This window comes from Microcoleus sp. B3-D7 (genome assembly GCF_036705305.1).
In the GTDB taxonomy this organism is placed as follows: Bacteria; Cyanobacteriota; Cyanobacteriia; order Cyanobacteriales; family Microcoleaceae; genus Microcoleus.
This window is the reverse complement of the sequence record NZ_JAUBUE010000004.1, coordinates 227,392-241,754: the sequence shown is the minus strand read 5'-3', so window position 1 is coordinate 241,754 and position 14,363 is coordinate 227,392. Positions and strand designations below refer to the sequence as shown.

The 14,363-nt window shown below is 48.0% G+C and carries 3 protein-coding genes; 2 read left to right on the top strand and 1 reads right to left on the bottom strand.

From position 1 onward, the window contains the following. Positions 1-29 precede the first annotated feature (29 nt). A complete protein-coding gene (locus QUB25_RS05470; protein ID WP_333182293.1) occupies positions 30-3,842 on the bottom strand; it encodes a glycoside hydrolase family 2 TIM barrel-domain containing protein in 3,813 nt (1,270 codons plus the stop codon). A gap of 229 nt (positions 3,843-4,071) precedes the next feature. Here QUB25_RS05470 and QUB25_RS05465 point away from each other — a divergent pair, with 229 nt between their 5' ends. Further along, complete coding sequence (locus QUB25_RS05465; RefSeq protein ID WP_333182292.1) at positions 4,072-9,579, top strand: PAS domain S-box protein; 5,508 nt, start codon at positions 4,072-4,074, stop codon at positions 9,577-9,579. A 548-nt stretch (positions 9,580-10,127) separates the two neighbouring features. Next, complete coding sequence (locus QUB25_RS05460) at positions 10,128-14,258, top strand: ATP-binding protein (RefSeq protein ID WP_333182291.1); 4,131 nt, start codon at positions 10,128-10,130, stop codon at positions 14,256-14,258. Positions 14,259-14,363 lie beyond the last annotated feature (105 nt).

The window sequence follows — 14,363 nt, the reverse complement described above, 5'->3', positions numbered from 1 at the left end:
AGCGAATCCGTTGCTAAACTTCCTTCTTCCTACCATCGATAATACCGATAAGGATCGTCCCCATTCTCAAAATCCGTCTTGTAATCCCAGTGATAAAACTCCCGACTCGAACCGTTAAACACAGAAACATCCGCCTTAAAACTCGCCCCTAAATTAGCCAAAATCTGAGCATTTGCCCTGGTTTGCCGCCAGCGAGTAAAACGCAAATAAGTCTTAGTATCAGCATCCAAACTGTCCGGTTCAATCTGAGAAAAAATCGCCACACCCTTGCCAACTTTTACCCGACTTAACAAACCGTCAGCACCGATTTCTCCCCCAGACTTAATCAACCAAGTATCATAAAAAGAGCGCGATCGCAAATCTGAGGCACTAACCCCCTTCACCTCATCCCAACTCGGAACCGCCAGCGAACCTCCGAAATCCTGCGCTTGCTGCAAACCCACGCCCAAACCCGCAGCAGGCACTTGACGCGGCAAGAAAAACGCCTTCCCACCAGCATTCAAATAACCGCGCAAATCTGCATCTTTCAGATTCGCTTCTCTCCCCACAATGACCAAACCAACATCATTAGAAAGCGAACTAGCGCGCTGATAAATTACCCCCAAACTGTCCAACTTTTGGGCATCTTCATCTCCCCCTATTAAAACCACTTGATCCGGCTTTCCAAGTACCGGAGAATTCATCCCGTAACTCACCATTTGTTGCACTAACTGCGCCGCCCCAGCATCTACAGAATAATGGTCTTCCAAATCCAACTCGTTTAAAATCAGCCGCCCTTTTCCGTAATCCAATTCCATCAGCGGCGAATAAGCTAAATCAAACTCAGATTCCAAAATGGGACGCCAACCGCTGCGGTGCGGTTTCTCAATAGAAGCGCTACTAACACCGCCACGATTTCCCCAACGCCAGCCGTACCAAGGTTTATTTGCTGGACTCAAATTAGGGCCAGTTTGGATTGTATCTGGATAAGCTTCAAGCAGCGTGCTTTCTCCCACCCAATCCCGCAAATCTTCACTGTCTAAACCGTTAATTGCGGGATGTTTGCTGTCAACTGGATAAGCGCGGCGGCTGACGTGGGCAGCAACCCGGAAACCCGTATTTTCCAGCCATTCCCTGCGCTGAGGAAACACAATTACTTTGCCGCCGTTTCGCACAAAACTTTCTACACTTCCCGGCAAATTTTCCCCGCTAGAAAATGCTTCCCTACCGATAATTAATAGCGATGAAACTTGCGAACCCTTCCACGGTACAAGCTGATAACCTAATTGTTTTAACATTGCCGATGTTTTGCCGGCTGGATCGAAAATTGTCACCGAATCTTTAATGTTGGATTGTTTGGGAAAAACGCGGAAAGCAAATGTATCAGAATGCGATCGATCGCCCACCCGTGCGGTCAAGCGAATTTCGCCGTCAGCCTTGCTAGAAATGGTATTTGGCAATTTTACGTTTATTGGGAAAAACAGCGTTTCTGCCGCCTCAATTATCCCTTTTCCCTCGCCCTTTGTTACTTCTTTGCCCTTCACCAAAACTCGCCAATTAAACGTAAATTCTTGCGGCGTCCGCCTATCGTTAATTAACACTACTTGCTTTGCCACTTTTCCGCCCACAAACAAATTGTGATCTTTGGCAGTAAAAACCGGGCTAGCACCAGCAATCCAAGCCAAAGTCGAGCTATTATTATTCATAATTGCCTCGCCCCCAGGATGAACAGTGTAAGCTTCGGGCTGCAAATAATTCAAAAGATTATTCGAGACTTGCTTCAAATAAACTCCCCGGCGACCCGGTTGAAAGGCCCCAATATCCACCTTTTTTCTGCCTGCTTCGGAAACTTCCCAACCATGTCCGTCATTCCAAGGAATCATCCCCCCAGACATTCCAAAAGTCCGCCAACTCCGCCAAGTATTTGTACTGAATAACTGCTGCAACTTTTGAAAAGCTGGGGCAAAATCTAACTCTTTTTTTAAATGCCAGTTTTGATACTCCTGACCCTTGACAAATTGCTCGCGAATTTTAGCTTTATAAGCGGCAGTTTCCAACTCGTAAGCCTGCTTGCCAAAATAAATGGCCGCAAACTCAGTCATCCAAGGTTCGCTGAGAATCACCTGACCAAAACCTTTGCGATTCCGCATCATTGTTGCGTGCAGAGGAGTCCCAAACTCGACTGCCATGTAGGGCCTTTCCCCGGTTTTGCTCCACTCAGAAATCCACTCTTCCCGTTCTTGCAAAGGAATCATATTTAAATAAGAATTCAGCGCATAAACATCGCCGAAGTGTGCGCCTTGGTGTACCATCACAGGTCTGGTTGGGTCTGCCGATTTAATAGTAGCTAAAGCATCATTTCCTAGGGGAGTGTTGACCCGCAAACGCTGGTTTTCCGGGGGACTGAGAGTTCCTTCTACTTTGCTTTTGCCGATGCGACGGGGATTTAGGTCGTCAGCGTTGCCGAAAAAATTAGGACTTGTCGCCCACATTAATACTGATGGATGATTGCGGTAGCGGCGCATTTCAGTCACCATTCGCTCTTTCCAGCGGTTTTTCCACAGGGGGTTCTTCCACTTGCCATTCCAAGCGATAGGACTAATGTCTAAAGCGGGAGCCATAATGGGAAAACCTTTGAGGTCTGCTCTTTCGGAAAACAACTCTCGGAAGTGCCATCTACCCCGTTCGTCGTGATTCCAAGGCCACATTTCTGTTATGTTAAACCCGGCTTTGACGTAGCCATCAATTAGGCTATCTGCAACTTCTACTGTGCCGCCTTGCCAAGTATCGGAGTGCAAGATTGGTCGCAGTCGAATTTCAGTTCCGTTTAAGAAAAATTTGCGCCCTTCTATCCAAAATTCGCGGAAGCCAAAAGGTTGGTTGTATTGTGTGTCAATGCCGCTGCCTTTTACTTCTAATTGCAGGGTGTAAAGGTTTGGTTGCCCGAGATCCCAAAGACGGGGATTTGGCCAATTCCAATGAACTTGAACGGTTTGAATTGGTTTAGCTTTAACGTTGGCAGTGGCGGTGAATTTTTGTTGTAGTTTGCCTTTTTCGTCGAGCATTTGCGCGATTATTTCTACTTGACCGTTTTGGGCAACGTCTTTGAGTTCAACATCTAATTTAACTTGCTTTTTTCGGGTGGAAGTTTGGACGAATACGTCCCTAATTAGCGGGCCTGGAGGAAGGCTCAGAAGCCTTACTTCGCCGATTATTCCCCGCGATTGCAACTTTGATTTTTCTGTGTAGATTTCTGTGGGACCCATGATGACGGCTTTTTCCTTTTCATCGGATACTGCCACCACTAAAATAGATATGGTGTTTTGACCTGGTTTTGCTGCTTTGGTAATTTCAATAGTGCCGTAGGGCCAGGGGATTTGACCGCAGTTAATGCCGTTGACAAAGATGACTGCATCGGTGCTGACTCTGGCTAAGTCGAGAAAAATTCGGCGGTTTGTCCAGTCGCCGGGAAGGTCTATATTTCTCTGATACCAAGCTTTTGATAGTTGTTTACTGTTGAAGTTTTCCCAATCTTTGCCGTTGCCGCGAGTGATGATTCCGGGTACGGATTCGTTGTTTTCTTTTTGCCAATCTCCGGGCACCGAGATGGAGCCCCAATTTGGGGAGACAGGGGGGTTTTGGGGGTTGCCAACTGCGGGGACAAATTGCCAAGTTCCGTTGAGATAAATTTGCGATCGTTTGTTGTCGATCGCCCCGGCAGCCAGGGTGGTAAGATTGGGGAAGCCGATGGATATCGCTGAGCTGCTGGCGAAGTTGGGATTTTGCAGCGCGTAACCGACGAATCCAAAGAGGGTGGCGGCTGCGAAAAATAATCCGATAATTTTGGCCAGCTTGTGATTCACTCGCTTATTGCTCCCAGAAATTAGATAATCTAATTTGTCCCTTGATCTATGATAGCAGTTGATTTAGCAGAAATTCCCGTGCCAATCTGTCTCTGGGAAGATGGCACAGAGCCGACAAATGTGGTTTTGTATAGAAAAAATAAATACTTAGTTTTAACTAAGTTTTAACAAGGTTGTTTCATAGACATAAGCAATAGTGCGATCGCGCCATCGCTACAGGTCAACAAAAATGAGTCCGTTTGAGGTCTTGCCCTTACCCATTAAATCTTACAGTATTGCTACATTTAGCGCCGGCACGGCTTTACTGCTGACAACTCTGTTACTGTTTTCCTTCCAGGCAGCTCCTGCAATCTTACTTTTGGCGGCTGCAATGGTTATAGCTTGGTATGCGGGCTTAAAGTCCGCAAAACAAGAACTAGAAATAGAACGTAATATTATTTCCAAAGTAATTGACACGACGGCTTGCTTGATTGTAGTTCTAGACAGCCAAGGACGGATTGTCCGCTTTAACCAAGCTTGCGAAAAAACTACAGGCTACTCGACAGCAGAAGTAATCAATAAATATCTTTGGGATTTGTTTTTAATTCCAGAAGAAACAGAGCCAGTTAAAACTGTTTTTACCAAGCTCAAGCTCGAAAATTTTAACAGCCAATATCAAAACTATTGGCGCACAAAAAATGGGCAGAAGCGCTTAATTTCTTGGTCTAATACTGTGACCCTAGATGGGGATGGCTTGGTGGAATATGTGATAGGAACTGGTATTGATATTACCGATCGCAAAGAAGCAGAAATAGCCCTGGCTTTATCCTACACTAACCTAGAAAGCCACGTCAAACAACGCACAGCAGAACTGACAGTAGCTAAAGAAGCCCTGCAAGCTCAAGAAGAACGATTTCGCTGTTTAAGTTCCTGTTCGCCTGTCGGCATTTTTATGGCAGATTTTGAGGGGCGCTACACCTATGCAAACCCACGCTGTCAGGCTATTTGTGGCTTAAGTTTGACAGAACTTTTAGGAGACGGTTGGGAGAAGTGCATTCACCCGGAAGACAGCGATCGCGTATTGAGCCGATGGCTGGATTATACTCGGCAAGGTGGGGAATATGCGATCGAGTATCGCCTGCAAACACCACAGGGGATTGTGCGTTGGATTAACGTTTGTTCCTCGCCGATGTTTTCGGACTCCGGCGAACTCATCGGACACGTGGGCACGGTGAGAGATGTCACGGAAAGACAACAAGCGCAAACAGCTTTGGCAAGCAGCGAACAGCAACTGAGAAGGCTGCTAGAAAATACGCCAGATATCATTATCCGCGCTGACAAAGAGCTGCGTTATATTTATGTCAATCAAGCAGTTGAAAGAACCCAAGGAAAACCGCTTTCATTCTTCTTGGGCAAAACCAGTCAAGCAATAGGAATGTCGCCGGAACAGTGCCAGATGTGGGAGGAAACCCTGCACAAAGTGTTAGAAACAGGTCGAGAAGAAATCATCGAATTTCAGGCTTCCTCAACCAACGGCATCCGAAGTTATCAATCGCGGGTAGTTCCAGAATTTGACCAAAATGGCGTAGCAGAATCGGCTTTAATTGTCGCCCGCGATATCACAGAAATAAAACTTGCAGAAACTCAAAGATTGCAGTTAACAATCGAGCAAACAGCGAGGGAAAAAGCGGAAATAGAACAGCAGCGCTCGGCCTTTTTAGCAGAAGTCAGCAAAATGCTGGCTGATGCGTTTGACGGGGAAACGGTGCTGCAAAAGGTAGCAGAATTAGCAATAAATTCGATCGCCGACGGGTGCTGCATTCATTTGACCGAAACCGACTCAAAAGTGCGTCGAGTCGCTGCGGCTCACGCCGAAGCCTCTATAGTTGATAGTCTGAATAACTTGAGAATCCGAAGTTTGAGCGCCGACAATGCTGTTAACGGCTATCCCCTGGTAATCCGCAGCGGAAAATCCGAACTAATTACCGAAGTGGATGAGGAGATTTTAGCAGCAGGAGCGGAAAATGCCGCAGAAATGGAAATATTGCGATCGCTCAATATCGGATCTCACGCTTGCGTACCGCTGAAAGCCCGCGGGCGGGTAATGGGTTCCATCACTTGCTTTACCTCGAAGTTGGGCCGCCGCTACACTGCAGAAGACATGGCAATGCTAGAAGATTTAGCATACCGCGTGGCGATCGCCCTCGACAACGCCAGACTTTACACAGAAGCGCAGGAAGCACTATCTCAAACATCCCAATCCTTCGCCTTAATTGACTCGCTATTAGAAGCATCTCCCCTAGCGATTTGCTTTCTGGATCGCGAAATGCGCTTCATCCGTATCAATCAAGTATTAGCAGAACTCAACGGTTTGCCGATAGAACAGCATCTCGGCCAAGACTTCCGGCAATTGTTGCCAGAACATGCAGCCAAATTTGCGCCGATAATTCAGCAAGTTTTAGCAACGGGTCAGCCTGTTTTAAACTTAGAAATGAGCGGCGAACCTGATGGAAAACCCGGATATTTCGGCTACTGGCTCGCCAACTACTACCCAGTAAAAAATGAAAGGGCAGAAATAATCGGAGTCGGCCTAATTATCACAGATATTACCGCAGAAAAACAAACTGAATTAGCTTTGCGGGAAAGCGAAATGCGATTCCGCAGCGTGGTAGAATCTAACATGATCGGCATCGGTTTCTGGGATGCCAGCGGCGAAGTTACGGACGCTAACGACGCCTTGCTGGAAATGATCGGATATACAAGAGAAGACTTAGCTTCGGGACAGATCCGCTGGCTCGAACTCACTGCGCCGGAATATCTAGAACTCGATCGCCTCGCCATCGCGCAAGTCGAAGCAGAAGGAAGTTGCACACCTTTTGAAAAAGAATATCTCCGCAAAGACGGCACGCGCTTCCCAGTTTTAGTCGGCGGCGGAAACTTCCAAGGATGCACAGACAAAGGAGCATTCTTCGTACTAGATATCACCGATCGCAAACAAGCCCAAAACCAACTTCGAGAAAACGAAATACGCATTCGCCGCCAACTAGCAGAACTCGATTTAGTTTACAAGACTACACCAGTCGGGCTGTGCTTTGTCGATACCAATTTGCGCTACATCCGCCTGAACGAGTGCCTCGCTCAGATCAACGGGCGATCGATCGCAGACCACATCGGGCGCACCATTAGAGAAGTAATTCCCGAAATGGCCGATATGGTAGAGCGGATTTACCGCCAAGTGCTGGCGACGCAAACCCCCGTGCTCGACTTGGAAGTTAAGGCCGAAACAAAGCAACAGCCGGGAGTTTTGCGCGATTGGCAAATCAGCTTTTACCCCGTGAGCGATGAATCAGGAACGCTGCTGGGAGTCAGCACCGTGGTTGCCGAAATCACCGATCGCAACCAAGCAAAACGGGTAATCCAGCAAAGCGAAGCCATATTCCGGCGGCTGTTCGAGTCAAATATTTTTGGAGTCGCGATCGGCGATTTTAGCGGCCGCATCGCCTACGCCAACCAATCCCTGCTCAACATGGTCGGCTACACCCGCTCAGACTTGCTCTCGGGTAAAATGCGGTGGGACAGGATGACCCCCCCCGAATACCTGCACCTCGACGCCTTAGCGGCCCAAGAACTGCGGGCTAACGGAGTCGCAACTCCTTTCAAGAAAGAGTACATCCGCAAAGATGGCAGCCGCGTGCCGATTCTGATGGGCGGAACCACTCTGTCCCCGGACGATCGCGAACCAGAGACGATCGTCGCATTCTTCATCGACTTGACCGAGATCTCCCGCGTGGAAGCAGAACTCAAAAACAATCAAGAACGGCTGCAAATCGCTCAGCAAGCAGGCAAAATCGGAACTTTTGAATGGAACGTCCAAACCGGCGAGATCGCCTGTACACCGGAGTTAGAGGCTTTGTACGGGCTGCCTGCAGGCGGTATCGACAGCTATCAAAATTGGGTGGAAATGTTGCATCCAGACGATCGCGCTTTGACTCAACAGCAGGTAAAAGCTGCGGCGGTGTCCGGGGAGGAATTAAACATTGAGTTCCGCATCTGCCGCCCGGACAAAAGCGTGGGCTGGATTGCTTGCAGGGCGAAGGTGTTTCAGGACGATCGGGGTTTGCCTTTGCGGATGATCGGGGTGAATGTCGATATCACGGATCGCAAACAAGCAGAAGCAGCGCGATCGCACATCAATCAAACTTTAGAAGCCTTGATTCAGGCTTGTCCTCTAGCAATTACCGTTTTGGACTGCGACGACGGCACTGTGAAAATGTGGAACCCAGCAGCCGAGAGGATTTTTGGCTGGCATGAATCAGAAACGGTAGGTCAATTTGTGCCTTGCGTTCCCGCAGACAAGCGGGAGGAATTCACGGCTAATTTGAAAAGAATTCGCGAAGGAAACGCGATCGCAGGCATGGAAACCCACCGCCAAAGGAAAGACGGCAGCTCGATCGACATCAGTTTGTGGGCAACTCCAGTCCGCGACAGCAACGGCAACATCAACTGTATGTCGATCATCACCGACATCAGCGAGCGCAAGCAAGTCGAGGCCCAACGCGCTCAGTTGCTCGAACGCGAACAGGCCGCGCGGGTGGAAGCAGAAGCTATCAGCCGCCGGAAAGACGAGTTTCTAGACTCTCTTTCCCACGAACTGCGAACGCCTTTAAATGTGATTCTGGGGTGGGCACAGATCCTGCGCGCCCACCCCTACAACGAAGCTAAATTAGCTTCGGGTTTGGAAGCCATTGAGCGTCAGTCGAAGGTGCAGAGCCAGCTAGTGGAAGATTTGCTCGACGTTTCCCGGATTACTCAAGGCAAGCTGGCCCTGAAACCCGGCTGGTTCTACATGGTAAAGACGATCGAGGCGGCTCATAATTCAGTTCGTTTGGCAGCCGAGGCCAAGTCTGTCACCGTTTCGTTAGAACTTGACCCCGCAGTCAGCTTGATGTGGGGCGACGCCCAGAGGTTGCAGCAGGTAGTATGGAATTTGCTGACTAACGCCGTGAAGTTTACGCCTTCGGGGGGAAATGTGGAACTGCGCTTATCTGCGGTAGCTGTTAGCGATTCCTCATCACCCAATTACGTGCAAATTACTGTCAGCGATACCGGAAAGGGCATTCCTGCTGATTTTCTGCCCTACGTGTTCGATCGCTTCCGACAAGCAGACGCCTCGAAAACTAAGGCTGAGGGCGGTTTGGGACTGGGATTGGCGATCGTCGATCACTTGGTACAACTCCACGGGGGCACTGTGACTGCGGAAAGTCCCGGTAAAGACCAGGGTGCGACATTTACCGTGACACTGCCTCTCAAACAGCCTCGGAGTAAGCAGCCGCAGTTGAGAGGAGAAAGGAAATCCAATCCAAGGTCTCCGGGTATTTTGGCTGGTTTAAAGGTGTTGGTAGTTGACGACGAACCCGACAACCGCGAGTTTTTGATGCTTGCGCTCCAACAGTGCGGGGCGACTGCGATTGCTGCTGCAACGGCTGCAGAGGCGATCGACATTTTACAGCAGTCGCCGCCTGATATTTTAGTCAGCGATATCGGTATGCCCGTTGAGGACGGCTACTGGCTGATCAGCAAAGTGCGATCGTCCGAATCCGACAAAATCAAGGGCTTGCCGGCCGTGGCGCTGACAGCTTATGCTAGCGAAGAAGACCGCGATCGGGCGATCGCCATTGGTTACAACGAACACTTAACAAAGCCGATCGAACCGGCTTTCTTCGCCACCGTTTTAGCCAAGTTAGCAAAGGGGCATTAGGGCGATCGGCTTCGATTAACGCACAAATAAGATCATTTCCCTTTGATGCGGATTTGTATGATGTTAAATCTTGTAAGGGCGGGTTCACCAATAATAATTGCCCCTAATCTACAATCTCATAAACCCGCCCCCGCTGGATTTTAATTAACGACATGATTGCCGAAATACACAAAGAAATTAGAAAAGTTATCACAGTTTTTGTAAGTAAAAATGAATCAAATGCCCAACAGCTAGAAACAGAACTAACAGAAGCAAATTTTGACAGGTGCGTCCAATCTTCGCTAGTAGTTGCCTATATTGCAATACGGTTCATTTAAGCTCGATTCCCCCTAAGCCCCCTTTTTAAGGGGGGACAATAACTTACTCAAAGTCCCCCTTCTTAAGGGGGATGCGAGGGGGATATCCGAGGAATAAATAGTTTTAAATGAACCGTATTGGGCTATATTGAACCGGGCGGAAAATTTCACAGTTTTTAGGGCGCGCCAATTGCCGGGAAAGGCACGCTACAGCAGTTAAAATAGGATTATCAGCGCAATTGGTTCACACCCATGCCCATTTATCACTTCAACCGCCTAACCGCCAAATTTTTCAGCAAGCTGCCACTGCGAACGGTTTTGATTGTTCCGTTTGTTTTGCAAACGGTAAGTGTAGTTGGGCTAGTGGGCTATCTTTCTTTCAAAAGTGGTCAGGAATCAGTCGAGGATGTGGCGCATCAGTTAATCGAACAAGTAGGAGAACGGATTAGCGATCGCCTCACGGATAATAATGGGCTGTCGGCAATCAATACCTTTCTGCCTAGGCTGCAATTCTCGGCGTCTGGACAAACTTTTATTATGGATCGATCCGGCAATCTGATTGCCACATCTACACTAGAAACACCCTTGGTGACGCCAACAAAAAAGCAACCGACGCCATTGCTAGCCACCAACAGCAAGGATGCCCGCACGCGAGATATTGCTCGACAACTCGCCAACCGATTTGGCAACTTCCGCACGTTGCAAACAACCCAGAAATTGACCCTGGTGAGCAAGGGCGATAGGCAGTTTGTCCGCGTCACTCCCTATCGAGATTTCCGTGGTTTGGATTGGTTGATTGTGGTGGTGGTGCCAGAGTCTGATTTCATGGCTCGCATTCAAGCAAATACGCGCAACACATTGTGGTTATTGGCTGGTACACTGCCGCTGGCGATCGCGATCGGATTTTTGACTTCCCGTTGGGTGACAAAGCCAATTAGGCGCTTGAATACGGCAGCCCAAAATGTTGCCACAGGAAAATGGGATCAACCTTTAGAAATTAGACGCTGGGATGAAGTCGGATATCTCGCCAATTCTTTCAATTTTATGGCAGCGCAACTGCAACAGGCTTTTGCAGACCAAAAATCTTTAAACGAAGCTTTAGCGCAAAGAGAGAGCCAACTCAAGCAATTTCTCGAAGCCATACCTGCGGGAGTATCTATCCACGATGCCTCCGGTAAAGTCGTGTACTTGAACAAAACTGCCAAGCATTGGCTCGGCGTAGAAACTATCCCCGATGCGACTTTAGAAGAAGCAGTAGAAGTTTATCAAATCTACCGCCAAAACCAGCTTTATCCCACTGAAGAACTGCCCGCATTCCGAGCACTGCGTGGCGAAACAGTATTCGTGGAAGATGTAGAACTTCATCGAAATGGGAAATTTATTCCTTTTGAGGTGCGCGCCACACCAATTTTTGACGAAGGCGGAAATATTATTTATGCCATCCATGCTTTTTATAATATCGCACAGCGCAAACAATCTGAAAAAATATTAACTGACTACAATCACACTTTAGCAGCCGAAGTTGCCGAACGTAGCGGGGCATTAGCTCGTGCTAACGCACTATTACAATATGAAATTACCGATCGCCAATTGCTCGAACAAAAACTTTACACTTCTACTGAGCAATTTGTGAAAATATTTGAGTCAATTACAGATATTGTATTGATTTTTGATGTCCAAGAAGAAACCATCCAAATTATACCCACTAAGGGAATTTTTCAATACAACTATCATACGAATCAGATCGACACCATCATCGAACAATTTTTTCAGGAGGCCAGCGAGGCGATTTATTTCGCGCAAGTTCGACAGGCATTGGCAACCCAACAAACTATTAGTTTTGATTACAGTCTGCAGATTAATAACCAAGAAGTTTGGTTTGCTGCGAAAATTTCGCCGCTGTCGGATAGCTCTGCGGTTTGGGTAGCGCGCGACATTAGCGATCGCCAGTTGGCGGAAGCCCGACTGCTGGAAGCCCAAAAAATTGCCCGTATTGGCAGTTGGGAATACGATATTGCCACAGCAACAACCACTTGGAGTGAAGAACTCTATCGCATTTATGAGCTCGATCCGACTCAAAAACCGCTGCCCAGCGAACAATTAATCGAGCGTTTTCATCCAGAAGATCGATCGCGCTATCTGGCAATGGTGCGCGATCAAGCTATGTGTGGGAAAAGCTTTGAAATTGATCTGCGGCTGATCCGAAGAGATGGCTCGCTCAGTTACATTGAAGTCCGAGGGAAACCTGTTTATGATGAAAAAGGGCAGTTGATCCGTTTGTTCGGCACTGTCTTGGATATTAGCGATCGCAAACAAGCGGAGTCAGCTTTGCGAGAAAGCGCCCAGGGAGAACAAGCCATCGCCCGATCGATCGAGCGCATCCGTCAATCCTTAGATATTGACACAATATTCAAAACCACAACCTCTGAACTGCGACAAACCCTAAAATGCGATCGTGTCGGTATCTATCGCTTTAATCCTGATTGGAGCGGGGAATTTGTTGCCGAATCAATGGCTGCCGGCTGGAAGTCTCTGATCCCACAAGCCGACGATTTTAATGTGCCAAACACTCTCGTCGAAGACTCTCGCTGTACCGTGAAAACTATGCAAGCCGGCGGTACACCAGTGCTGGATACCTATCTACAAAAAAATCAAGGCGGTATGTACGCTAGAGGCGTTCCTTACCGCATAATTGAAGACATATACAGCGCTGGGTTGAGTCCTTGTTACCTAGAACTGTTAAAACAATTCCAAGCTAGAGCCTACGTTATTTTCCCCATATTTTGCGGCAGTCAACTTTGGGGTTTGCTCGCCAGCTATCAAAATTCTGCACCCCGCACTTGGCGCGAAGCAGAAATCAATATTGGGCTGCAAATTAGCACTCAACTAGGAGTCGCCTTACAACAAGCTCAATTGCTCGAAGCCACTCAACAGCAAGCAGTACAGCTTCAACAAGCCGCCTGGGCCGCAGAAGCTGCCAACCTTGCCAAAAGCACTTTCCTAGCAAATATGAGCCACGAACTCCGCACCCCGCTCAACGCAATTCTGGGATTCTCCCAATTGATGCAGCGCTCTACCAACCTCACTCGCGAACAACAGGAAAATATCCGCATTATCAACCGCAGCGGAGAACACTTGCTAGCTCTGATCAATCAAATATTAGATTTAGCCAAAATAGAGGCAGGACGCATTACACTCAACCCCACCGAATTTCAATTAAGCAGCCTGTTGAACGATCTGGAAGAGATGTTTCAACTCCAGGCAAGGGAGCAACAATTGCAGTTAATCTTTTACTGCTCTAGCGAAACTCCCGAATACGTGCAAACAGATCAAATGAAATTACGCCAAGTTTTAATTAACCTGCTTTCTAACGCCATTAAATTTACCAAACACGGAGTAATTAGGTTAAGAGTAAGTGCATCTATCGACAGTGAAAATCAGCACTTACCCATCAGTAATTACCAATTACATTTTGAAATAGAAGACACGGGTTCCGGCATAGCTGCTGATGAGTTAGATAAGCTTTTCCAAGCCTTTGTGCAAACCAAAACAGGAACCAAATCTCAGCAAGGAACAGGCTTGGGGCTGGCTATCAGCCAACAGTTTGTCAAGCTGATGGGCGGCGTGATTACTGTACGGAGTGAAGTAGGACGCGGCACCACCTTCGCGTTTGATATCCCCGTCAGCGCCGTTGATGCCCCGGCGACTGAACCCGTACAGCCACCGCGTCGGGTGATAGCGCTGGAACGCAACCAGCCACGCTATCGTATTTTGATTGTGGACGATCAATCGGACAACCGCCAACTGCTGATCAAACTCCTCGCGGGCTTTAACTTTGAACTCGAAGAAGTCAGCAACGGCATGGAAGCTATTGAAATGTGGTCGAGTTTTGAGCCACACTTAATTTTTATGGATATGTGGATGCCCGTGATGGATGGACATGAAGCAACCAAACGCATTAAAGCCACCGTTAAAGGTCAAGCTACGGCAATTATTGCCGTGAGTGCCGGTAACGCTGAAGAAGCGCAAAGCGTTACTGTATCAGATGATTGCGATGACTTTATCCACAAACCCTTTCGAGATACAGAAATTTTTGCCACCCTCCACAAACATCTGGGAGTGCGTTACATTTACGGTGAACCGGAGAGTGTACCCGAGTCAACTCAAATCGAGGCTCCGACTCCAGAGACTCTTGCAGCCTTACCCGCAGATTGGCTGGCAGCTTTAGAGAAAGCCACAATTGAGTGCGATTTAGAGTTAATTCTGATCCAAATTGAGCAAATTCGCGATCGCAATGACGATTTAGCTAGCGCTCTAGCCACATTGGCTAACGAGTTTCAGTTCAATCAAATACTAGCTCTCATTCATCCCGAACCAAAATAATAAGGATATGAGATAGGTTTGTAGTGAGTACGATCGTCCTCATAACACCCCATCGCGCGATCGTACTCACTACAAACCTATAAAGGTTATTTTACCGAACTAGAT

Coding starts and splice junctions, on each gene's coding strand:
- QUB25_RS05465 (WP_333182292.1), top strand. CDS start 4,072: ATGAGTCCGTTTGAGGTCTTGCCCTTACCCATTAAATCTTACAGTATT.
- QUB25_RS05460 (WP_333182291.1), top strand. CDS start 10,128: ATGCCCATTTATCACTTCAACCGCCTAACCGCCAAATTTTTCAGCAAG.